Source organism: Anaerococcoides asporogena (genome assembly GCF_029590275.1).
Lineage (GTDB): Bacteria > Bacillota > Clostridia > Clostridiales > Clostridiaceae > JG1575.
The window spans coordinates 1,145,799-1,168,826 of record NZ_CP120965.1 but is presented as its reverse complement, the minus strand read 5'-3'; the positions used below and the strand labels follow the sequence as shown (position 1 = coordinate 1,168,826).

General features: G+C 54.3%; 19 protein-coding genes and 1 other annotated feature. Of the genes, 5 read left to right on the top strand and 14 right to left on the bottom strand.

Going from position 1 to position 23,028, the window contains the following annotated elements; genetic code table 11:
- Positions 1-17: 17 nt before the first annotated feature.
- Positions 18-956: an AAA family ATPase gene (locus P6M73_RS05550; RefSeq protein WP_277855121.1), complete on the bottom strand. Its 939-nt coding sequence runs from the start codon at positions 954-956 to the stop codon at positions 18-20.
- A gap of 423 nt (positions 957-1,379) precedes the next feature.
- Positions 1,380-2,858 carry a VanW family protein gene (locus P6M73_RS05545; protein WP_277855120.1) on the bottom strand — a complete coding sequence of 493 codons (1,479 nt, stop codon included), beginning with the start codon at positions 2,856-2,858 and terminating at the stop codon, positions 1,380-1,382.
- Between the two features lie 348 nt (positions 2,859-3,206).
- On the opposite strand from P6M73_RS05545, the gene P6M73_RS05540 reads away from it, so the two are divergent.
- On the top strand, positions 3,207-4,247 hold the full coding sequence (locus P6M73_RS05540; protein ID WP_277855119.1) for a M42 family metallopeptidase: 1,041 nt from the start codon (positions 3,207-3,209) through the stop codon (positions 4,245-4,247).
- 164 nt (positions 4,248-4,411) lie between these two features.
- Here the strand turns inward: P6M73_RS05540 and P6M73_RS05535 are convergent, their stop codons facing one another.
- The 7 genes from P6M73_RS05535 to P6M73_RS05505 form a co-directional block, all read right to left on the bottom strand.
- Complete coding sequence (locus P6M73_RS05535) at positions 4,412-5,359, bottom strand: D-alanine--D-alanine ligase (RefSeq protein WP_277855118.1); 948 nt, start codon at positions 5,357-5,359, stop codon at positions 4,412-4,414.
- Positions 5,356-6,060: an endonuclease III gene (nth, locus tag P6M73_RS05530; protein ID WP_277855117.1), complete on the bottom strand. Its 705-nt coding sequence runs from the start codon at positions 6,058-6,060 to the stop codon at positions 5,356-5,358. The genes P6M73_RS05535 and nth overlap by 4 nt, the downstream gene beginning before the upstream one ends.
- Positions 6,060-6,788, bottom strand: a complete 729-nt coding sequence (locus tag P6M73_RS05525) for a lysophospholipid acyltransferase family protein (protein WP_277855116.1) — start codon at positions 6,786-6,788, stop codon at positions 6,060-6,062. Before P6M73_RS05525 ends, nth begins: the two co-directional genes overlap by 1 nt.
- A gap of 34 nt (positions 6,789-6,822) precedes the next feature.
- Positions 6,823-7,806 carry an epoxyqueuosine reductase gene (locus tag P6M73_RS05520; protein WP_277855115.1) on the bottom strand — a complete coding sequence of 328 codons (984 nt, stop codon included), beginning with the start codon at positions 7,804-7,806 and terminating at the stop codon, positions 6,823-6,825.
- Entirely contained in the window at positions 7,806-9,077 is a 1,272-nt protein-coding gene (locus P6M73_RS05515; RefSeq protein ID WP_277855114.1) for a magnesium transporter MgtE N-terminal domain-containing protein, read from the bottom strand. The genes P6M73_RS05520 and P6M73_RS05515 overlap by 1 nt, the downstream gene beginning before the upstream one ends.
- Before the next feature lie 372 nt (positions 9,078-9,449).
- On the bottom strand, positions 9,450-10,667 hold the full coding sequence (locus tag P6M73_RS05510; protein ID WP_277855113.1) for an MFS transporter: 1,218 nt from the start codon (positions 10,665-10,667) through the stop codon (positions 9,450-9,452).
- Positions 10,664-11,557, bottom strand: coding sequence for a YegS/Rv2252/BmrU family lipid kinase (locus tag P6M73_RS05505; protein ID WP_277855112.1), 894 nt, complete (start codon positions 11,555-11,557; stop codon positions 10,664-10,666). Before P6M73_RS05505 ends, P6M73_RS05510 begins: the two co-directional genes overlap by 4 nt.
- Positions 11,558-11,878: 321 nt before the next feature.
- On the opposite strand from P6M73_RS05505, the gene P6M73_RS05500 reads away from it, so the two are divergent.
- Positions 11,879-12,427, top strand: coding sequence for a CDP-alcohol phosphatidyltransferase family protein (locus tag P6M73_RS05500; RefSeq protein ID WP_277855111.1), 549 nt, complete (start codon positions 11,879-11,881; stop codon positions 12,425-12,427).
- Positions 12,428-12,763: 336 nt separating this feature from the next.
- Here the strand turns inward: P6M73_RS05500 and sdaAA are convergent, their stop codons facing one another.
- Genes sdaAA through P6M73_RS05485 form a run of 3 tightly spaced genes read right to left on the bottom strand, consistent with a single transcriptional unit; the run spans position 12,764 to position 15,935 of the window.
- Positions 12,764-13,672: an L-serine ammonia-lyase, iron-sulfur-dependent, subunit alpha gene (gene sdaAA / locus P6M73_RS05495; RefSeq protein WP_277855110.1), complete on the bottom strand. Its 909-nt coding sequence runs from the start codon at positions 13,670-13,672 to the stop codon at positions 12,764-12,766.
- Positions 13,672-14,349 (bottom strand): L-serine ammonia-lyase, iron-sulfur-dependent subunit beta, encoded by a 678-nt coding sequence (gene sdaAB, locus P6M73_RS05490; protein ID WP_277855109.1) that lies wholly within the window; start codon positions 14,347-14,349, stop codon positions 13,672-13,674. Before sdaAB ends, sdaAA begins: the two co-directional genes overlap by 1 nt.
- Positions 14,346-15,935, bottom strand: coding sequence for a nucleoside kinase (locus P6M73_RS05485; RefSeq protein WP_277855108.1), 1,590 nt, complete (start codon positions 15,933-15,935; stop codon positions 14,346-14,348). The genes sdaAB and P6M73_RS05485 overlap by 4 nt, the downstream gene beginning before the upstream one ends.
- Positions 15,936-16,136: 201 nt before the next feature.
- Between P6M73_RS05485 and P6M73_RS05480 the strand changes: the two genes are divergently transcribed.
- The 3 genes from P6M73_RS05480 (at position 16,137) to P6M73_RS05470 (ending at position 20,519) form a co-directional block, all read left to right on the top strand.
- Positions 16,137-16,694 (top strand): class IV adenylate cyclase, encoded by a 558-nt coding sequence (locus tag P6M73_RS05480; RefSeq protein ID WP_277855107.1) that lies wholly within the window; start codon positions 16,137-16,139, stop codon positions 16,692-16,694.
- An 87-nt stretch (positions 16,695-16,781) separates the two neighbouring features.
- Positions 16,782-16,985, top strand: a binding site (T-box leader).
- A gap of 211 nt (positions 16,986-17,196) precedes the next feature.
- Complete coding sequence (leuS, locus tag P6M73_RS05475; RefSeq protein ID WP_277855106.1) at positions 17,197-19,599, top strand: leucine--tRNA ligase; 2,403 nt, start codon at positions 17,197-17,199, stop codon at positions 19,597-19,599.
- Between the two features lie 581 nt (positions 19,600-20,180).
- On the top strand, positions 20,181-20,519 hold the full coding sequence (locus P6M73_RS05470) for a HesB-like protein (protein ID WP_277855105.1): 339 nt from the start codon (positions 20,181-20,183) through the stop codon (positions 20,517-20,519).
- Positions 20,520-20,617: 98 nt separating this feature from the next.
- Here the strand turns inward: P6M73_RS05470 and P6M73_RS05465 are convergent, their stop codons facing one another.
- Together P6M73_RS05465 and P6M73_RS05460 are read right to left on the bottom strand one after the other, a co-directional pair.
- Complete coding sequence (locus P6M73_RS05465; RefSeq protein WP_277855104.1) at positions 20,618-21,967, bottom strand: vWA domain-containing protein; 1,350 nt, start codon at positions 21,965-21,967, stop codon at positions 20,618-20,620.
- Positions 21,951-23,027 carry an ATP-binding protein gene (locus P6M73_RS05460; protein WP_277855103.1) on the bottom strand — a complete coding sequence of 359 codons (1,077 nt, stop codon included), beginning with the start codon at positions 23,025-23,027 and terminating at the stop codon, positions 21,951-21,953. The genes P6M73_RS05465 and P6M73_RS05460 overlap by 17 nt, the downstream gene beginning before the upstream one ends.
- Between the last annotated feature and the right edge of the window lies 1 nt (position 23,028).

The window sequence follows — 23,028 nt, the reverse complement described above, 5'->3', positions numbered from 1 at the left end:
CCTCTGACCGCGCCGCGCTAGCGGGGAGCCTTGACATAATTGACAATGGCGGCGATGACGTCGATTTCCGTCAGGGTCCGGCCGCGGGCCTGGGAGGAAAGCTTGACCCGGTGCGGGAAGCAGAGCATGACATTGTATTTGACATCCTCCGGGATCACATAGTCCCGCCCCTCAATCAGCGCCTGAGCCTGAGACAGGCGCATCAGGGCAAGCGAAGCTCTGGGACTCACTCCGATGGTCAGGTAATTGGACGTCCGGGTTTCTTCCGCCAGCCGCACAATGTAGTCATTGATGGCGTCAGCCACTTCCACCTGGCGCACCTGATCCATCAGGTGCAGAATATCCTGCCGGGTCACAGCCGGCTCCAGCTCATCCAGCGGATTCCTCACCCGGAAATTCTTCAGGATGTTCATCTCCTGTTCCTTATCGGGATAGCCAATGGACGTCTTCATCATAAACCGGTCCAGCTGGGCTTCCGGCAGATTGAAGGTCCCTTCATACTCAATGGGATTCTGGGTTGCCAGCACCACAAACGGCTTCTCCAGCTGGTAGGACACAGCCCCTTCTGAAACCTGGGTTTCCTCCATGACCTCCAGCAGAGCGGACTGGGTTTTCGGTGAGGTCCGGTTGATCTCATCGGCCAGGACCAGATTGGCAAACACCGGACCGGGTCGAAACTCAAAGTTCATCTCCTTCTGGTTGTAGATGGAGATGCCAGTAATATCCGACGGCAGCAGATCCGGCGTAAACTGAATCCTGGAGAAACTCAGGTCCATGGTACGCGCCAGGGCTTTGACAATGGTCGTCTTGCCCAGGCCCGGGAGATCCTCAATCAGAATATGACCTCCGGAGAGGATTCCTTTGAGGATATCGATGATTTCGTTGTCCTTGCCGACGATGACCTTGCGGACGTTGGCTAAAATTCGCTGTACGATGATATTTTCCAATGCGTTCATCCTCTAATGCACAATTCATGCGGCAGAAGGTATAGTGACGTCAGCTTCCAGGGAGCACTCCCCGGGGAGATCTGGTCACCAGGCAGCAGATCATGATAGACAATAGACGGAACAGAGCGGGAGCATCAAAGAAAATAGGAGTTCGAGCTCCCCTAATCGAACAACAGGACCGCGGGCGGCAGACCGTTCCGAATGGATGGTACGGGATCCGGTCTCCGGGCTCCCTCACTTATGCAGGGTTTTGCCCGGTTCCTTCCAAAGAAGGTTTTCCCCTTCATTATAGCAGTTGCGCTGTTGTCCGCCAAAGAAACCCGGTCTTGAGAAAAGACCTCCGAACCCTGTGAAATGAGGGATCGAAAGTCTTTTGCTCCTGTATTTACAAAAAGTTTGAATCTGGATCCGGTTCGGCCCGGTGATCAACTGCTACCGGCCGACACGCTTGACTCCGACCAGTTCCCGGTAGCTGACTTTATCCCACAGGATGGTTTTAATCAGCTTGCCGTCCTTGTAGGTCTTGCGCCAGACGGTGACAGACGCTTTGGGATGGGGATAAACCAGAATTTCCTCTTCGCCTTTGTCCAGATCATCCGTGTACTTGATCTTCCAATGCTTCTCCCCTTCCACGATATTGGTCTGGGTGAACTTGTAACTGATGCCGCCCATGGCGTCTTCGTCGCTGATAATACTGAAGGTAACTCGGCCGTCCACCGCGGTTCCCTTGATGGTAATGGGATAATCCAGGGTGTTGCGGAACTTGAAATCAAGCGACGGCGCATAGATTGTGGCGTCCATGCCATAGGGCAGATAGAGTACGGAGAAGGAATGGGTGTGGCGCTCCACCAGCTCAAGACCAGCCCGCACCACCGCATTGTAGAGAGTGGATGAAACCTGGCAGACACCGCCGCCCGAGCCCTCTACGAGACTGTCCCCGGAATAAACCTGAGAGATCCGGTAACCGTTGGCAACGATCGGAGCTTTGATGGTTCGCAGCACAGAAAAGACTTCTCCGGGCTGAACCACAGTGCCGTTGATGCGTTTGGTAGCAAGCCGGACATTATGGGCGCGGGGAATCAGGCTTTCACTGTAGCGGGAGGTACCCTTCGCGATAATCGCCTGGCCCTCCTTGACTCCGGCAACAAGCTTCGGCGTGGTCTTGACCGATGCCTTGAAGCTGGCAGAGGACTTGGTCGTATAACGAATCATGCCGTCCAGCTTGTCAATGAGGGTCTGCTTGAGCAGGCTCAGCCCGGTAACCTGAGTGGTCGCCTTGCGGTAGACCTGATCGGCAACTTTATTGACATAGTTTGAAAGGACGCCGTCATTCATGGTCAATTCAAGTTCAAAGCGAAGCTCCGGAGCCGTCCGGATCATCTGTGCCCGTTCCTCCACGCTCAGATCGCGGTAGGCGGCCTGGGCGGAAGCCAGGGCCGCGGTGAACGAAACACTCAGCCCGAGCTGGCTCTGGGTTGGCGCAAATTTCCTGGTTCCCACCGTAAACGGAATCGTCCGGGCCAGAACCCGGGTGGTGATTTCATTGGCTTTGGCCTCTGCTTCGGCATAGGTCAGCCCGCCCACCTTAATGCCGGAAATAACGATCCCGGGATAAATTTTTTCACCCCATTGCTCCACCAGAAGTTCTGACTCCGACTTGGTAGCGACGGGTGTCGTCGACGGAACGGTTCCGGGGATCGATCCGGGGATGCTGGCAGGGTATGAGGTCTGACCCGGAGTCTGCTGACCCGGAATCGTCCCGGCAGCTGAAGTGTGCCCCGAAGCGGATCCCTGAGTCTGACCGGGCAAAGAGGACCCTTGCGGACCGGTTATGAGGGAACTCATTCCCTGACAGCCGCTCAAAAGAGCGCCGCAAAGAATGGTAAGTGTCAAAATACGAGCAGGTTTCACTGGTGATCTCCTCCAATAACATAGAATAAATGCAAATCACAACCAATGGATCGCTTGGGCAGCCCACTCGAAGTCCATCGAAGAATTATTATATTATCAATATACTCCTGTACGGTCAAGAATTTGTTACTAAAGAACTACAAAGTGACAGTTTATATAATTTATTATACAGATATTTTCCGGTTTTCAAATTACCGTTGGGACAACAGGCAAACCAGCTTCCCGGAAGACACCCTGTGCCCTCCGGGAAGCCGAATACCAGACGGAGTGCCCTCAGGAAATGCCTTTTCACTCATCCGCCGTTTGCTATAATGGACAGAGAAATCAATTTCAAACTCGAGGTGACATATGAACAACCAAATGATTGAACAACTGCGCGAGCTGATTGAAATACCCAGCCCGACCGGTTATGACCGCGAAATACTGCCCTACATCGAAGGAAAAATCAAAGAATCCGGTTTGGAAATCTGGCGGCTCAATAAAGGCGCCATCCTGGCCAAGCTGCCGGGACAGTCTGAAGAAGCCATTCTGTTCTCAGCTCATGTCGATACCCTGGGAGCCATGGTTAAGGAAATCAAGAGCAACGGCCGGCTGAAAGTCTCCATGCTGGGCGGCTGCCCCTGGATCAGTCTGGATGCTGAGAACTGTCTGGTTCGCACCGCCGAGGACCGCCGCATCAGCGGAACCTTCCAGGGAACCAAGCCCTCGGTGCATATTGACGGCGGCGATGTTTCCAAAACCGAACGCACCCAGGATACCACGGAACTGATCCTGGATGAAAAGGTGGAGAGCAAGGAAGATGTTGAGAAACTGGGCATCGAGGTGGGTGACTTTGTGTTCGTGGATCCCCGCTTTACGGCTCTCCCCAATGGTTTTATCAAGACCAGATATCTGGATGACAAAGCTTCCGTGGCCATCCTCCTGGAAGCGATTCAGGCCCTGAAGGCTGAAACCCTCAAAAATACCCTGTATTTCTTCATCTCCACCTACGAAGAAGTCGGTCACGGCGCAGCCGCCGGCGTTCCCTCCCAGGTCCGTGAATTCATCGCGGTTGACATGGGAGCACCCGGCAACGGTCAGAACTCCTCCGAGTTTGCCGTCAATATCTGCGCCAAGGATTCCAGCGGTCCCTACGATCTGGACATCAAGGAACGGATGGTGAAGCTGTGCAAGGATCAGGCCATTCCCTACAAAGTGGACATTTACACTTACTACGGATCCGATGCCTCCGCCTCGCTGAGAGCGGGCCACGATCTCCGCACCGGTCTCATCGGCGCCGGTGTTTTTGCCTCCCATGGCTATGAACGCACCCACATCGATTCCATGCAGGCAACCCTGGATCTCGTCCTGGCTTATGCCCGGGCCGGTCTTGCCCCGGAAAGCCGCTAACAAAGCGAAGATCTGCAAATTTCGGATACCGTACACCACCAAGAAAATACAGCTCTGCCGCTCAGCGGCAGAGCTGTATTTTCTATGGCTTGTTTAAGAGCGTCGCGTCTTGAGGGCTGCTCTTTCCGGTTTGTACTGATGGAAATCAGAAACCGGGCTTCGGCTTAGATCTCCCGCGTGTCCAGGGAGCGCTCGAAATCACGCCGGGCCAGGGAAACCTGTATGATCTTCTCCACCAGTTCCTGGTAACCCAGTCCGATGCTCTTCGCGCTGCGCGGAATCAGCGATGTGGCCGTCATGCCGGGAAGGGTGTTGATTTCCAGAACATAGGGCGTGCGGTCATGCAGAATGAAATCCACCCGGCCATATACAGAACACTTGAGGGCGTGGTAAGTGGCCAGTGCCATCTGATTCACCTGCTGCTGCAGCTCATCGTCCAGCCGGATGATGACTTCCGTGGCTCCGCCGTGGGCTTCATCCTGATACTTGGCGGTGTAATCGAAAAATCCGGTGGGCGAGCTGATCTGAATGGTTGGCAGTACCTCATCATCGAGGATCGGCACGGTGATCTCCACGCCCGAAATAAATTCTTCCACCATCACTTCGTGATCGATCAGCAGCGCTTTCCTGATGCAGTCCGCCATGACGGATTCCTCGTCGCAGATGAACGTCATGACCGAAGAACCCCCGCTGTTCGGTTTTACGACCACTTTTTTCTTGTGTTTCAGGAAGGGAGCTGCCATTGCGGCAATCTCCTGCTCATTGTGAATGACAATCCAGTCTGCCGTATTAACGCCGCGGCCGCGCAGGATGACCTTGGACAGATCCTTGTCCATGGCAATGGCTGAGCTTTTGACATCTGATCCGGAATAAGGGAGGCCCATGGCATCGAGAATGCTCTGGATCTGCCCGTCTTCGCCGTACTTGCCGTGCAGGGCCAGCAGGGCAAAATCAATGCCCTGGCATTTTTCCATGACATCGTCCTTGGAATCCAGGATGATGCGGCTCGCCTCATGTCTGGTCCGGTCGATACTGTTGAACATGTTTTCCCCGGTTTTCAGGGACACTTCCCGTTCGGTGGAGATGCCACCCATCAATACCCCGATCTTCATAGTAGCTCCTTTGCTTCTTCCGCCAGATCCTGGGTTGCCTGCGTTTTTTTCAGGCGGCGCGGTTTGCTCTGGCGGGTGATGTCTTTATAATATTTGCAGTAGTCCTGTATGGTGCATTCATGACATTGCGGGTTGCGGGCAAAGCAGGTGCGCCGGCCATGAAAAATCAGCAGGTGGTGGGCCATGATCCAGACGTTTTTATCCAAGGCTTTCATCAGCGCCTGCTCTGTTTTTTCTACATCCTTCTCATCTGTAATGCCGATCCGGTTGGCCAGCCGGAAGACGTGGGTATCCACCGCAATGCCCGGTACGCCATAGGCATTGGACAATACGACGTTGGCGGTTTTACGGCCGACTCCCGGCAGCGTGATCAGCTCCTCCATAGTCCGGGGCACCTGTCCGTCAAACCGGTCAATCAAATCGCGGACCAGCCGGTAGAGGTTTTTGGCTTTGCTCTTATACAGGCCGATGGTGCGAATCCGTTCTTCAATTTCTTCCTGGGACAGGTTCAGCCAGTCCTCCGGCCCCGGCAGCACTTCATACAGCGGCGGCATGACTTTGTTGACCTGAACATCTGTGGTCTGAGCTGACAGTACGGTGGACACCAGCAGCTGAAACGGTGTCTCGTGGATCAGCTCGCAGGCCGCGTCGGGATAGCGTTCCTGCAGCAACCGGATAATTTCCTTCTCCTTCTTGCGCATTACTCGACCTGTGTCGAAGCCGGGTCAACCACTCCGTCATAAACGCCGCGATACTCCGGTCTCAGGTTGGCGGCGATGTGGTTCATAATATCCCGGAGCGCCCGCTCATCGTACTCGTGCTTATCTTCCGCCGGTCTCTTCTTCGTCAGATGAAACGGCTCGCCTACCACGATTTCCACCGTGCCGGGATGAATCCGCTCCTGGTCCATCCGACCGGATGGATGAATCGGTACGACCTGCTCTGTCCCCATCAGGGCGATGGGGACGATGGGTACTTTTGCCATGCGGGCAATCAGGGTAATTCCCTTTTTCGCCTCGATCATGGAACCGGTTCTCGAACGGGTTCCTTCCGGGAAAATCATCACCGATTCGCCGTTCTTCAGCGTGTTGATAATGGTCTTGAGCGATTCCAGATCTGCCGAATTGGGCTTGATGTTGATGGTCTTGATCAGGGACTTGAAAAGATTCGTAAACCGGTCATTGGACAGTTTGATGCCTGCCACAAAATGCGGATCAAACTGTTTTTTCAAAAAACGCATGAGGACCATTCCGTCCAGATTGGACAAATGGTTGGCGACAAACAGACAGGGCGATTGCAGGTTATCCAGATGATGTTGCCCGCGCACGGTCAGTTTCACCTTGCGCTTCAGTTCGCGATCGATATAGGCATTGGCAATTTTCAGCTGCAGTCCCTGCGGCAGCAGGGCTAATAGATCCAGTAATTTCATTGGTTTACCTCTTTGTCAGCCCGAACGACGGGCGTTAAATCTCTTTTAGTTTATCATAAACTGCCCGGACCAGCGGGGAAGCCGGGTCAAGTTCCTGCGGCAGTCGTCCCAGGCGATGGAGCGCGGCCAGGGCGTTTTTTTCCAGTACTGCCTTTCCTCTCCAGCCCGCGCTGGTGGGAGCATACAGGCTGCGAAACTCCGCTTTGGACAGATGAACCAGCTGTTCCAGATCGGGCCGGACCATATGGTCATATGGTTTGAACGGAGCAAGACCCAGTCCGGCTTTCTCCTGATTCCAGGGACAGACTCGCTGACAGGTATCGCAGCCGAACAGCCGTCCGTCCAGGAGGAGCAGTTCCTCCGGGGAATGAGTCTTCTGCTGGGTTACAGAAGACAGGCAGCGCCTGGTTTCCACGTAGCGGGGACCCAGAATGCCGACCGGACAGGCCTTCAGACAGCGGGTGCAGTCACCGCAGGCGCTGTAGTCCCCCGGCGCGACGAACGTCTGGCTGGGCGGCAGCGACAGATTCGTACGGATTTCTCCCAGAAACACATAGGTGCCGTAGCGGCGCGTGATCAAAAGGCCGCTGCGGCCCAGCCAGCCCAGTCCTGCCAGGGCGGCAATGAGGCGCTCGGGCAGTTCATTGGAATCCACATAGGCTTGCGCCGAATATCCCCGTTCCCGGAGAAATGAGCAGATGGATTCCAGATACCCGGCCGCGACCTGATGATAATCCCTGCCCCTCACATAGACGGAAAAATGGGCATCCCGGGGCCAGGTCAGCTCATGGGCATAGGGAAATGCGACCGACAGAAACGATCCGCTGAGCTGGCAGCGGCTCTCCTGGTCTCCGCTTTCAAATGGCGAGACGGTCTCGCGGGGCCGCTCGTCATAGTACGGCTGAAAGTGCCGGATCCGCTCCCCGCTGGCAAAGCCGTACAGATCCAGGCCCAGGCTTTCGATATGCGCCTTCAAGTCCCGGACCGTATCAGAATCGCCGGCATATTGATCATTCATCAGTTTTTCCGCTTCCACAGCGGTGCCAGGAACTCATCAATGACATCGTGGATATTGATGACCCCCACCAGCTTGTTGTCATCGTCCACCACCGGGATCTGAAGCAGTTCGTACTTGATCGCCAGATCCACCGCGGTTTCCGCATGATCCCTGGCGTTGACATCCTCCACCCGGGTGTTCATGATATCCCGCAGCAGCGCGTCGTCCGCATTCTGAATCAGGTCGCTCATGGAGATGAAGCCCATGAGTTCGCCCATCTGGTCGGTGACAAATATGTAGTACATTTCGTCTGAATCGTATTCGTCGGACAGCTCGCGGATAATCTCCCGAGCCTCCCGAACGGTCAGCGAATCAAGAAATGACAGGAATTCCTTGGCCATAATGGAGCCGGCTTCCTCATCGGAATAAGATAAAATTTCCTGAACTTCCGTGGCATCGTCATAGACCAGGTTGGACAGGATCTTTGCCTTGGCCTCGTCGTCCATTTCCTCAAGAATTTCGGCGATTTCATCATTGGGAATCATTTCGAGTATTTCCTGCGCTTTGGTTTCCGACATGGCTGACAGGATCTCGGCCTGAACACCGGGGGCTTCGATTTCTTCCAGGGTATCGGCCGCCAGTTCCTCATCCAGCGTCTCAAACACCAGATTGCGGTAATGGGATTCGACCTCTTCCAGAACATCGGCCAGATCCGCCGGATGCAGCGTGGACAGCTCCTGGTAAGGTACGCTGAGTTTCAGCGTATCCTTCAGGTTCTTCGATTCCTTCAGGCTTTCCACGTCATCCCACAGAATCAGGGATTCACTGGTCGACTGGCCCGACACCTTGTTCCAGCCCTTCATCAGGGTCGAGAGGCCGTTGCGCCGGGCCCACCCGTTTCTGGACTTGTCGATGGCCAAAAGCCGCAGTCCGTCGTCCAGCTGGACCATGCGGACATCATGCACCTTGAAACTGCGCTTGCCGTTGACGTCAACCACTTCCTTGTCCAGGATGTCTTTTGAAATCAGAAACGAGAAGCTCTGCGGGATGATGTCCCGGGCTCCCCGGACCTCGATGGACACCCGACCATGGGAATCCTCGTAAAATTCGATGTCCTTGAACTCGTAATTGTAGATATCCCCGGACTTGTCGACTTTGTAGCCGATGGCCTTGGGATAGCCCTGTCCGCGGTTGATGTAGATGTCTTTCAGGATGCCCACCGTATCATCCGTTTCATCCTTGATGGGACGGTTCAGGATGGATGAGAAGTAGATCAGGTTCAGTCGTTCCATAACATTCCTCCTTCGATACTATTAACCGGGAGGATTGCTGTGCGAGCCTCCCGTGCTGATTATGTTCCGTTGATTACTGCCAGGCCCACTATCCACGAGCTCCCACTTCCTTTCATCTGATCTGATCGTTATTTTGTACTGCTTGTTGGCTCTTTCCAGGGGACCTGCCGTCCGCCGGTTCAGGCATTCCTATGATTTTGGTACGCATATTCTCTGCTTGTTCGGACCAACAGGTCCTGCCCTTGCCATGAAAGCAAGTCACCGGACTGTTCGGTCCAGCCACCGGCTTCATAATGCCTGCAGAACCATTCGAATTAATTATAGATGATATCGCCGCAAGAAAAAACCAGTTGTCCGAAAGGACAACGGTTTCTAGCGGAAATCTTTTTGTTTTTCTTCTCCCACCGGACCAAACGATGCAGGCACCCTCCCCAGTCCGATTCCGCGGATCATCGCCGCAGCGCCGGCGACCGTCAGGACCAGACCTGCCAGAAGCAGGGCTGGGACGCCTGCCTGATCCAACAGAAAGCCTCCGGCGGGATTGCCAATCACGCCGCCCAGGGTATTGGCGGTTGTCATCATAGCCTGACCTTTGACCTGATCCCTGCGATGCATCCGTTCCCGGCTGTAATAGACGATGGCCGGCATGAAGGGCGCGAAGGACAGTCCGTGCAGCACCTGAACGCCGTAAATCTGTCCGATGCTGCCTGCCAGCACATAGGCCAAAGCCTTCATGATCCAGAAAAGCGCGGCCAGCTTCATCACGCCCTCGGAAGAAACCTTGCTGGCAAAGCGGGTAAAGAAAATCATGGCGGGCAGCTCCAGGACGGCCGCCAGCCCCAGGGTCAGTCCCAGATTCTGTTCATTGCCGCCGACGTGGCGGATCATCTGAATCAGATAGGTGCTGGTGATGTTATGGAAACTGAAAATCAGGACCACGCCGGCCAGAACCAGGAAAAAACCGGGGTAGCGCTGAAAGAAACCGTTGTCGATGTCTGCCGCCGAATCCGGTGTGTCCTCTGCACTCAGTTCCAGGTGAGGGGTTTTAACCAGGGCCGTCACCAGAATCAGAACAGCTGTGAGGAATGAAGTGATCAATGGCAGTCGGGCCGCGCCCCAGGCCTGCAGAAACCAGCCGATGAAAGCGGAGGTTCCGGCAAATCCCAGAGATCCCATAGCCCGGGCAACGCCGTAATTGCAGGTCGAGCTGCCTTCATTGAAATACATGCCGACGCCGTTGACGAGGGGCATCAGGAGCGTAGTCAGCGCAATCAGCAGGACATAAAGAAAAGAAGTTCCCCGGGTATTGGGAACTCCGATCCAAAAGCTGATTGCCATCATCAGGAAACCCAGTCCACCGATGAGCTGGCTCAGCGTGAGGCGTTCCGTGCGGTCGGCAAAGTCCGCTATCAGGGGCTGCAGCAGCGCCCCGAGAATATTGCCCAGGGCCAGCAACAGGCCAATGACGGTGGCCGAGAATCCGCGTTCCAGAAGAAATACGGAAGCATAGCCGATCACCAGACAGAAGATCATCCAGTACAGTGCCTGGATCAGGGAGTAAATTCCCGTACGATCCACCTTGCCCATCATAAGTGAGCACTCACGCCCAGCACGGTCAGGCGATTGCTGGCGCATTCAATGCGAACCGGCAGTTCCGGGCCTTTCTCGCCATCCACATCCGTTGGAATCGGCTCCAATGATTCAATGGTTACATCCTTGGTCTGGAAGAACAGGACGCCGGGATCCGCCAGCGCGCTTTCATCCCCCCGCAGAATTTTGATCAAGGTCGGGCCCAGTTCCGTAATCTGAGTGGTCTTGAGCACGATAACATCCAGCAGTCCATCGTTGCCGCGGGACTCCATGGCCAGCTTCATCCGGCCGACACTGATGCCGTTAAATACGGTGCAGAACAGCATATCCCCCTCATACTGCGCCTCTTTGGCCGTGATCCGGACCTTGACGGTCCGAAGCTCCCGCATCACTTCAAAGGATTTCAGGACATAGGCCAGATATCCGATGCTGGTCTTCAGATCATTGTCCGTCCGCTGCACAAAATCGGTAAAATAACCACCGGCAAAGACGTTCAGGAAATATCGGTCATTGACTTTGCCCAGATCCATCTGCTGCGGCGGCAAGGTCAGAATCTGACGCAGGGATTCCTCGACATTCTGAGTCATTCCGATGTAGGTTGCGTAATCATTGGATGTGCCCATGGGCAGAAATGCCACCGGCGTCTCAATGCCTCGAGCCAGCATTTCATTGACAATAATATCGCAGGTTCCATCGCCGCCGGCGATGAGAACATGATCATACGTATCGGCCGGTTCAGGAAACAGATCCATCTCCTGCGAATTTTCATCCAGCCGCAAGACATCGACCTGATAGCCGTACTTCTGATACATCCAGAAGACAACATCCAGCTGCTTGCGCATCTTGCCGTCTCCGGACTGTGGGTTATATAAAAACTTAACGCGTTTCATCACAATCACCTCATGCAAAATCTGTGCCTGACAAGGCCATTGCTTTATTCTAACTTCATTTTACACGCAAATGCCGGAAGGGTCGAATTGTTTGATAAAAATTCAATCTTTTACCACAAATCCCCTCGCCCAGCTCTTCCGAGCATTCCTGGTCGTGGAGTCAGCGCATTGTCCCAGCGGTCTCTCACTTCCATTGATTCGTTCCTAAAATCTGGAACGGAGCACTCAATCTGAACGAATCAGTTTGAAGCAATCGATTGATTGCATCAGGTTATTTTTTTCACGGGAATATGCTAGAATAGGAATTCGGAGGATGCAACTATGAATTTCAAAGAACGTTTTTTTTGCAAGTCCCATGTCCCAAACTGCCTGACGTTTCTCAACCTGGCTTTTGGTGTGGCTGCCCTGATGGAAATCCTGCCCGGGCGCTACGGAAATGCCGGCCTGTTCATTCTGGCAGCTGGCATTGTGGATCGCTATGACGGCCGGATTGCCCGACTGATTGATGCCGAGTCCCTGATCGGACGGGAACTGGATTCCCTGGCGGACAATGTCTCTTTCGGAGTGGCACCTGCGATTCTTCTCTATCAGCAGTTTCAGCTAAGCCAGATTCCGGTGCTCGGAACTCTGATCCCCATCCTGTACTGCATCAGTTCAACCTTTCGCCTGGCCCGTTACAACTCCAGCGAATTTGACGGATATTTCACCGGCATTCCGGTAACGGTGGCCGGCCCAGCCCTGGTTGTGGTTGCCCTGTTTATGAAGAACCAGGGAATCACTCCGGCTCCGCCCATGCTGCTGCTGATGCTGCTGCTGATGCTGCTCTTTGCCTGGCTCATGTCCAGTCAGCTGCGCTTTCGCAAGCAGTAACCGAACTTCGCCGGATCCCGGGACGCAGCACCGGATGACGCTTCACCCAGCATCCCGGAACACTGCTTTGCCGCGGACCAGGCGCACTGCCTGAGCTTGAGATCTATCTCTCCGGTCCCGATCCAGTGTCTGATTTGCTGAGTGCCCGGTCGCCCAAACGCTGTTCTGCCTGGTGAGGACCCGCTGACCGACCAGTCGCCTTTGACCGCTCTGCGCAATTATTCTATTTTCGAAAAAAACCGGCTGATCGGGGCTCAAAAAAGCGAAGCGTACAATGAACGCTTCGCTTTTTTCATGCAGCCAGTTCCAGTGGATCGATTGAATCCCGGAATTTGGCTATTTGTGGTCTTTATGGACTTCGTGGATCTCGGCCTCGCCAAATACCATCTGTTTGAGCCGTTTTCCGGTGGGTGTGCCGGCGATTCCGCCGATGCCGGTTTCCCGAAGGTTTTCGTTCATGGAACGGCCTACTTCGTACATGGCGATCACTGCTTCATCAAAGGGAATGCGCGAGCGGACGCCAGCCATGACCATATCGGCCGTGGTCAGGGCGTTGACAGCCCCCTGGGCGTTGCGGTAGACGCAGGGGATCTCAACCAGACCTGCCACCGGGTCACAGACCAGTCCCAGCATATTCATGAAGACAATGGCGCCGGCATCCAGGCACATGGCGGGGGTTCCGCCCAGCAGGTGAACTGCCGCGCCTGCGGCCATGGCCGTAGCGGAACCGGTCTCGGCCTGACAGCCGCCTTCGGCACCGGAGATCGTCGCGTTCTGCCCAATGATGATGCCCATTGCGCCGGCGACGGCCAGCGCATCGATGAGCTGATCCTCGCTGCACTGCCGTTCATCGGCGAATGTTTTCAGGATGGCCGGGACAATGCCGCAGGCACCGGCGGTCGGCGCTGCCACAATGCGGCCCATGGCCGCGTTGACTTCGGAGGAGCTCATGGCAAAAGCCATGGCATTGGTCATGACGCTGCCGCTGATCGCCTGCCCGGTTTTGGCATAGGCGGATATTTTGGTGGAGTCGCCGCCGATCAGTCCGGACAGAGAAAATACCAGACGGCGTTTTCCTTCGGTAGCTGCGACCTTCATCACTCGGATAACCTCCGCCAGATCCGCCCGGACCTCTTCCCGGCTTACGCCGGATTCTTCCATCTCATGTCGGATTGCGGCTTCCCCCAGATGAATCCCTTCCTCTTCACAGATTTTCAGCAGTTCATGCGCGTATTGCGGAAACATTACTCCACCTCCTGCAGGTTCAGATAGCTGACCATGGATACCCCGGACAAGGTTCTCAGTTCCGCCAGAACCGATTCCGTCACCGCTTCATCTGTTTCAAACACCATGGTGGCGCCGCGGCCGCGCGAGGACCGGAACACTTTCATGAACGCGATGTTGATGTTGGACTCAGACAGCGAGCGGGTGACCTGGGCGATCACTCCGGGCACGTCCGTATGGCGGACAATCAGGGTTGGGTAGTCCCCGGTAAAATCCACTTCATCGCGATTGATGGCAATGATGCGGATATTGCCGCCGCCGATGGAGGATCCGGTAATGGAGTATTCTTTGCCCGCCTCATCGGTGACAATGGTGCGCACGGTGTTGGGATGAACGTCCCCCAGATCGGTGGGGATGAACCTGAACTCAATGCCCCGGCCTCTGGCAATGAACAGTGCGTCCTTAATGTCCTCCGACCAGGTGGAAAAGCCCATGAGTCCGGCCAGTAGAGCTCGATCCGTGCCATGTCCCTTATAAGTCATGGCGAAGGAGCCATGGAGATGAAACTCAACTTTGACAATGCGGCCCGTCACCAGAGCCCGGGCGACCCGGCCCAGCTTAACCGCACCGGCCGTATGTGAGCTGGAGGGACCGATCATGGTTGGTCCCAGAATGTCGAACAAACGATATTTCTTCAATCGAAAAAACTTCCTCCTATGAATTCTCTTAATATGGAGTTGGCAGGCACCAGCTCATCGGGCAGGTCTTCGACAAAGTTCAGCATGGCGGTAATGCGCCGCGCTTCGTCATAGACCGGGGAATCACTGGCAATCGAGGTCAGCAGCGGCAAAGCGTGTTTTTTCAGGATGGGCAGCTCATAAACCAGCGTGGTATTGAACATTTCATCGGCCTGATCCTGAAAGGGGAATATGTTCTTCTTCTCGCCGATTGTAACCCGGGTAAACAGATCCAGGGTCTGTTCCGAGGTCCAGCCGCGCTTGCGGTGATCCCGCACAATCCGGCGGATTTTTCGGACATCGGTAGTGGAAATGCGGTTGTGCGCATCCATGTTGAGCTGGGTCAGCGCGCTGACATAAACCTTGAATTTGAAGCGGTCTTCGATATTGCGCAGCAGCTCCGGATTGAGGGCATGAATGCCTTCAATAATCATGATGCCGTCAGGGGGGATAGTCAGTTCATGGTCCCCCGGCAGGGAGAGCCCCTGCTTGAAGTCAAACACCGGAGGCCGCACCGTTTCGCCGGCCATCAGGCGGCTGATATCCTCACTGAACTGGTCCAGCCGAATGGCATGAATGGACTCAAAATCAAAGGTCCCGTCCGGCAGAACCGGCGATTTGTCCCGATCCACGAAATAATTGTCCATTTCGATGGGATAGGGCTTCATGCCGTTGACCATCATCTGGATCGCCAGCCGGCGGGACGAGGTCGTTTTGCCGGAAGAGGACGGACCGGCGATCAGCACGACCCGGACATCGCCCTTCTGCTTGATCCGGTCCGCGATGTGGGCGTACTTTTTTTCATGCAGCCCCTCGGACACTCCGATCAGGCGCTTGGCATCCCCTTCCCGGATCGCCTGATTGAGTTCGCCAAGAAATGAGGTCCCTAAAATGGCATCCCATTCCCCGGTTTCACGGAAAATCTCATAGAGTTTTTCCTGAGAGTAAAACTCGGGAACCCGGTCCGGGATGGTCTGCGAGGGGTACATCAGGACAAAGCCGGCTTTATAGGGAATCAGGTCGAACAGTTTCAGATCTCCGGTATTCGCCGCCAGCGGCCCGTAAAAGAACCCGATCAGACCGTCCAGTTCATACAGCTTGATTTCGCTGAAATCCGTTCCTTCAAACAGCTTGACGACCTCGGGCCGCCGGCTGGCGCGGAAGCGGCGCAGCGCTTCGGTCTTTTCCATTACTTTCGGGATGATGGGCAGATCTTCCCGGACCAGAGCAGTCATTTCGGCTTTCAGATCCGCCAGTACGGCGTCGGTCACCGGCAACCCCTTCAGCTCACAGAACAGACCGCGCGATATCGAATGCTCAATAATGACGGTGGCGTCGGGATCCAGCCGTTTCAGCGCACGAATCATGAGGAAGCAGATGCTTCTTTCATAGGCCCGGTTCCCGGATGGATGATCCGTGGATACTACCTTGTAGTCCATGGTTTCATCCAGGACTTCCTTGCTGAGTTCGACAAACTCATCGCCGATTCGGATCAGCATTGGCAGGCCGTCATAGCCGTTCTCTCTTAAGATCTCACGATAATTCACTGCGTTACCTCCATGGATGAGTATTAGGTTCATTATACTCGATTCGCCCTTTGCCGTCAGTGGTTCTGGGTCAGTGTGACCGCCATCGATCCGTTTTTTTATCACTTTAATTCACACAATATTCAGAATGAAGATCCTCCTTCAATGCTAGAATGGTAGTAAGTATTCGAACCGGTCCATCCAGGGACAAGGAGGACTTCCATGAACGAAATCGAAGTGAAGATTCTGGATATTGACAAGGCGGCCATCCTGGCCAGACTCCGCGAAATCGGCGCTGAGCTGGTGAAGGACGAAGCGCAGGTCAATACCATTTATGATTATCCCGATCTGCGCCTGCTCGGCAAAAAAGGCTATGCCCGCATCCGGGAGATCAAAGATCGGATCACGCAGCGGGAAGCCGTCTATATGACGCTGAAAACCATGCTTTCTCAGGAAAAGTACAAAATCATGGATGAGCGGGAAACCAAAATCGAAGATGCACAGGCTGGCCACGGCATCTTTACGGGTCTGGGACTGATCGTGCGCAAGATCCTGATCAAGGATCGAATCAGCTATCTCTACAAACACTCCCTCATTGAGATCGATGATGTGAAAGACCGGGAATATCCTTTCCCGCTCCTGGAAATCGAAACGCAATACGAGGAAGAGCTGCGCGAAATTGTCGAACTGCTGGGTTATGCCATGACGGACACAACATCCATGACTATGACGGAAATCATGGAAAAGCGCCGAAACGCCATGAACATCGCTTTAAAATGAGGCTGGTCCCTCAGAAAGAGCCAGTCCCCGCCAGCCATTGACGAAATGGCCGGGGATTGGCTATAATCATTGATAGATTCCATATCATCAACATCGCTGAAATCGGAGCAGTAAGAATTGAAACCACCAAAGAGAGCCCTGGGTCGGTGCGACAGGGTGTGGCCAAAATCCTGAACTCGCCGGTGGAGATGGTCCCAGGCAATGGGGATCCGTAAACCCGCGTGAAGGGAATAGAGTGAAACAACCCTGTTGTTTAACTAGAGTGGTACCGCGCATGACTTCGTCTCTATATCCGAGACGGAGCTTTTTTATTTCTCAAGCCAAAACAGGTCAGCCACGCCACCGTGCAACAGTTCATATGTGGAAAGATCAGTCAGTATCAAAAACGCCCTCATGAGACAACAGACAGAAAAATAAGGATGAATCATCAAGCAGCATGGCAGCTTCACAAACTGTGCCTGCTTGCGAGCAGAACGAACGAACAATCCCGGGAGGAGATCTTATGATAAACATTCGTGAAACCGAACAAAAATGGCAGAAGCACTGGCTGGAGAATCACACCTTCAGTGCCTCCAATCAATCTGAGAAGGAAAAATACTACTACTTGATCGAATTCCCCTATCCCTCCGGCTCCGGCCTCCACGTCGGCCATTGCCGCAGCCACGTGGCACTGGATGTCATGGCGCGCAAGAAACGAATGATGGGCTACAACGTCCTGTTCCCCATTGGCTGGGATGCCTTCGGTGCCCCGGCGGAGCAGTATGCCGTCAAAAACAAGATCCATCCGAAAAAGGCCGTCGAGGAAAACATCCGGACCTTCAAGGCTCAGGTTCAGTCCATGGGTACTTCCTTTGAATGGGACCGCGAATTTTCCACCACAGACCCCGACTACTACAAGTGGACCCAGTGGCAGTTCCTGAAATTCTTTGAAGCCGGCCTGGCCTACAAGGCGGAGAAAAACATCAACTGGTGCCCCACCTGCAAAACCGGTCTGTCCAATGAGGATTCCTCCGGCGGAGTCTGCGAGCGATGCGGCACGCCCGTCGTTCAAAAATCCAAGGCGCAGTGGATGCTGAAGATGCAGAGCTACGCGGAACAGCTCCTGGAAGGTCTGGATGACACCCATTTCCAGGAGAAAATTAAACTGGCGCAGGTCAACTGGATCGGAAAATCCGTCGGAGCTGAAATCGACTTTGCCATCGCCGGAACGGACGAAAAACTGAGGGTCTTCACCACCCGGCCGGATACGATCTATGGCGTCACCTTCATGGTTCTGGCCCCGGAACACCCCATGATCGAAACCTACCAGGAGCGGATCACCAACCTGGATGAAGTCCGCAGCTATCAGCATGAGGCAACCCACAAATCCGAATTCGAGCGGACGCAGCTCAACAAAGATAAAACCGGAGTGGAAATCAAAGGACTCAAAGCCCTCAACCCGGTCAGCGGCGAAGAACTCCCCATCTTTATCTCCGACTATGTCATGATGGGCTACGGCACCGGAGCCATCATGGCGGTCCCCGGCCACGATCAGAGAGACTGGGAATTTGCCCGTAAATTCAATGTCCCCATCGTGGAAGTCATTGCCGGCGGCGACATGGATAAGGAAGCCTATTCCGGGGATGGCGCCAGCGTCAATTCACCTCTGATCAACGGCATCACCGACCGCAAGGAAGCCATCGGTCGGATCGTGGACCATCTGGTCGAACACCGCACCGGTGAGGCGAAAGTCAACTACAAGCTGCAGGACTGGGTCTTCTCCCGCCAGCGCTTCTGGGGCGAGCCGATTCCACTGATCTACTGCGACAGCTGCGGCTGGCAGAGCGTCCCCTATGACCAGCTTCCGGTGGAGCTTCCGGAAATTGTCGAATATGAGCCGACAGAAGACGGTGAAAGCCCCTTGGCCAACATCGACTCCTGGGTAAATACCACCTGCCCGCACTGCGGCGGATCCGCCCGCCGGGAAACCGACACCATGCCCAACTGGGCGGGTTCCTCCTGGTATTTCCTGCGCTACATGGATCCAAAGAACGACCAGGAGTTCGTCTCCCGAGAAGCCATGAATTACTGGGGCAAGGTTGACTGGTACAACGGCGGCATGGAGCACGCCACCCGCCATCTGCTGTACGCCCGGTTCTGGAATCAGTTCCTCTACAATGAAGGCCTCGTTCCCTACAAAGAACCCTTCAACGTCCGGGTGGCACATGGCATGGTGCTTGGTTCCGATGGCGAGAAAATGAGCAAATCCAAGGGGAATGTCATCAATCCCGATGACATCATCCGTCAGTACGGCGCGGATACCCTGCGCTGCTACATCATGTTCATGGGCGACTATGAAAAGGAAGTATCCTGGAACGACCACGGAGTAGCCGGTTCGCGTCGGTTCCTCGACCGGATCGTCAAGGTCGGCGATAAAGTACGGGACGGCCAGAGCTATAGCCCCGCCCTGGAAAAAACATACCACAAGACCATCAAGAAAGTGACCCGTGACATCGATGAAATGAAATTCAACACGGCCATCGCCAGCCTGATGATCCTGATGAATGAGATCGATGAACAGAGCACCGTCACCCGCAAGGATTACCGGACCCTGCTGCATCTGCTCAATCCCTTCTGTCCGCACCTGACCGAAGAGCTCAATGAACAGTTCAGCCTGGGCGAAGAACTGTCCCAGTCCGCCTGGCCAACCTATGATGAAGCGAAAACCATTGACCAGGAAAAGGAAATCGCGATCCAAGTCAACGGCAAAGTCCGTTCCACCATCCTGGTGCACCTGGATGACACCGAAGAAGCCATCAAAGCCAAAACTCTGGAAGATGAAAAGGTTCAGAAGTTCCTGGAAGGCAAGACCGTGGTCAAAGTCATCGTCATCAAAGGCAAGATCGTCAATATCGTCGTCAAATAGCAGTCCATTCAACAGGTTGAAGCCAGCCCCCTTCTGCAGCAGCAATGGCTGATCTGGCCGTCGTGCAGTTCAACGATCCGATGAATCGGCTGACGGATCAACCGATGAATCGACTGACAGATCAACCGATGAATCGACTGACAGATCAACCGACCGATCAGTAAGAAACTGAGCCCCAATCCCAGGGGCTCAGTTTCTTTTCAGTCAGGCAATCAAGTACGGATGAAATGCGATCCAGGGAACCAGGGAAACAGGTCATGGATTCTGCTCTCCCAGGAATCCGGTCATTCATATCCGAGTACTTCACTAAACATTAACATTTCGTTCACGTTTCGTTATTGATAATGACTATCATTAGATGGAGTGGTATGGTATATTGGAACTACGGAAGATAGTAAGCAGCCACTTAGTATTTTCATATTTCCCCCTTTACACGATTAGTACAGTTACCTTGAAAGAGCAGTTCCCCCGACTGCTCTTATTTTTTTTCATCGTCTTGTAGAGTAATCAAAAAAAAGATATAATACGTAATGATATGGTAAATCAGATCAAAACACTATGATTTAAAAGGAGAACGTACTATGGCAATGATTAACATCAGCGATGCAGCTTACAATGAATTCAGAGAGCTGCTGACAGCAAACGATATAACCGACACTACCGTTCGGATCGCCCTGGCCGGCTTTGGCTGTTCCGGACCAAGATTCGGACTTATGGTGGACGAGCCCACAGAGAATGACGCCACCGAACTGGTGAAGGAACTCAATTTCGTGGTGGAAAAGGAACTGGTGGAAGAATACGAAGGCTTCACCATCCTCTCCGATGAAGAAAACGGCGGAGGCGGAATGTCCTTAAGACCTCTGCGTCTGGACGAATCCGCATCAGGCTGCTCTTCCTGCGCCAGCGGCTGCTCCGTATAACATCATCCAAGCATAAATGGAAAAACCAACCGGACCGGGAGCAATCCCGGTCCGGTTGGTTTTTTTGCCGGCTCTGTTTCATTGCTGAATCCAGATTGTTAACGGGCCCATTCATGGAGCAGTTCCCGCATCGCCTCCAGACCGAAGGTCGCGTTGCGGACTTCCTGCTCCCGATTCAGCCGGATCACTTGGCCAAAGGGCTTTTTCACACTGAGCGAATCGCCGGTCACAATCCAGAGCACCTGATGCTGCGGCTTGAGCGTCAGTTCAGCCTCTCCCTGACCATCGGTAAAGTAGATCAGGAAGCACTGGCGCAGGCCCTCATCCCGCAGCCGCTCAAAGACAGGTGAGAAGGCGGTGCCGCCCCGGCGTCTGGTCATGGGGCGGATATCCGTCAGTGCAGCGATGCGATAATCCGCCTGGATTTTGTCATCGCATTCGATGACCCGCAGACTGCGGCGATAGGCTTTGGTTATCCCAAGGATCTCACTGAGAAAGTGTTTAAGGTCATGGTCCTGAATGGAGGCGGAGATGTCGATGGCTACAATGACTTCCGGAACGTAATCCCTCAGTTCGCCCTTAAGATCCAGCCGGTGTGGCTGGCGGCGGTTGCGCCGGGTGATGGTCTTGCGCCGGCCCGCCGGCATGGAAATCAGAGCACGCCGCAGGGCGTCGCTCCAGGACAGCTTCGCCGGCCCGGAAGCCTGAATCAGGTTCTTGAGTTCCTCCGGCGTTCCGCCCTTTCCGGCTTCCCGCAGCATGGCGCTGAGTTTTTCGCGGGAAGCCTCCTTTTTCAGGTCATTTCCCCGGTTCCAGGCATCGTGGACCCTGGAAAAATCGATGCCATGCTCCTTCTGATACCGGGCAGCCGCTTTGCGGTCTCTGGCCAGCGCCCGGTCAATGTCCCGGGCATAGGTCTCCAGCGTTTCATTGAATTTTAGATCCAGCTCCAGCCGGGCATTGACCGAATTGAGTTTTTCACTGAAAGCCGGCAAAAACTTAATGTACTGGTTCACCGCCACATCCATGGCCAGGTTGATGGCCAGGCTTGAATAGCGGTTCTTCAGGGCATGTTCCCGCGAATGATGATCCAGAATCAGGTGCAGCACCTCATGCTTGATCAGCGCACGGGCTTCCGCTTCGCGCAGAAATAAGAACGAGATCGGATTGACCAGTAGCTGGATTTCACTGCCCTTGACCACCGTGGCCAGAGGCCAGGTCAGGCTGAAATCCACCTCTCGTTTCATTTCCCGGGTGAACCGGGCATAAAAGTCCTCCCCGTCTTTCACCAGCTGAAAATCGATGTCGCGCAGGTATTCAAAAAAATCCCGCATGAACCCCTGGCGCAGACCGTTTCCTTCAGTATAAGCCACGACATCCCGCAGCAGATGCCGTCGGGCCGTTTCAAACCGGTCGGAAGGCTCATAGCGCTTATCGATAGCACTCAAAGAACGCCTCCAGGAAAAGGTCATCCTCCCGCAGCAGCGGATACAGATCTTTGCCATACACTTCCCGGATTTCCTTCATCAGTGAGATTCTCAGATCCCTGGGATACAGGAGCAGAATCTGGGATACGCGCCGGACGCGCTGATCACTTACCTCACCTTTGAGCTCCTTGAGCAGGTTCATCATCAGAATGTAGAGCCTGGAATGAGAGGAGTGCGCAATTTCATCCTTCACGCTCTGGGTAACCTGGTCCAGCTGGAACAGGTCCCTGGCCTTGAGCAGAGGATTTTCATTTTCTTTCAGAAAGCCCATGAAATCCTGCGCGATTCGGGTGCCGACATTTCCCCGGACAAAATGATACAGGGTCTCCCGGGTAAAATGAGTGCTCCGGTCCATCACCTTCAGGGCATCGGATACGCGCTCCCAGCTGCGCGGGGTAGCTTCGATGAATTCTTCCTCCGAAGCGGAATGGAGATATTCGTCAAAGGACGAAATGAACTCAATGACCTGGGCGTGAATATCGCCTTCCTGCAATCCCCAGAGAATCCACTCTCTGGCATCGGAATCCATGTTGAACCAGACGAAACGGTTCTCCTGAGCCGGATCCATTTCAACCACCTGATACTCGGTGTGCTTGAAATCTTCCATCCGGGCGGAGGGATTCATGGCCGAAGCCACAATGACCCGCTCATCCAGATGGTAGCCGTTGATTTCCCGGTTCAAAATCAGATTCATCAGTTCCTGCTGCACCGCATGGTCACAGCGGTTAATTTCATCGATGAACAGCAGGCAGCCCTTATCCCCCCGCTCCAGCAGCTCATCCATCTGAGCCAGCTTGTGGTGCGTCGCGTAAAAGGTGCGGCCCTTCTCCACCGTGGGAAGACCCCCGATTTCGCCTTCTTTCAGGAGATTGGCATCGATATTGACCAGATACAGGTTCATTTCCTGGCAGTAGCGCCGGATCAGAGCCGTCTTGCCAATGCCGGACTCTCCGATGATCAGGGGCACGGCTCCCGCGGCCAGAGTCAGTTCCACCGCGTGATAAGTTTCAATGAAATTCATG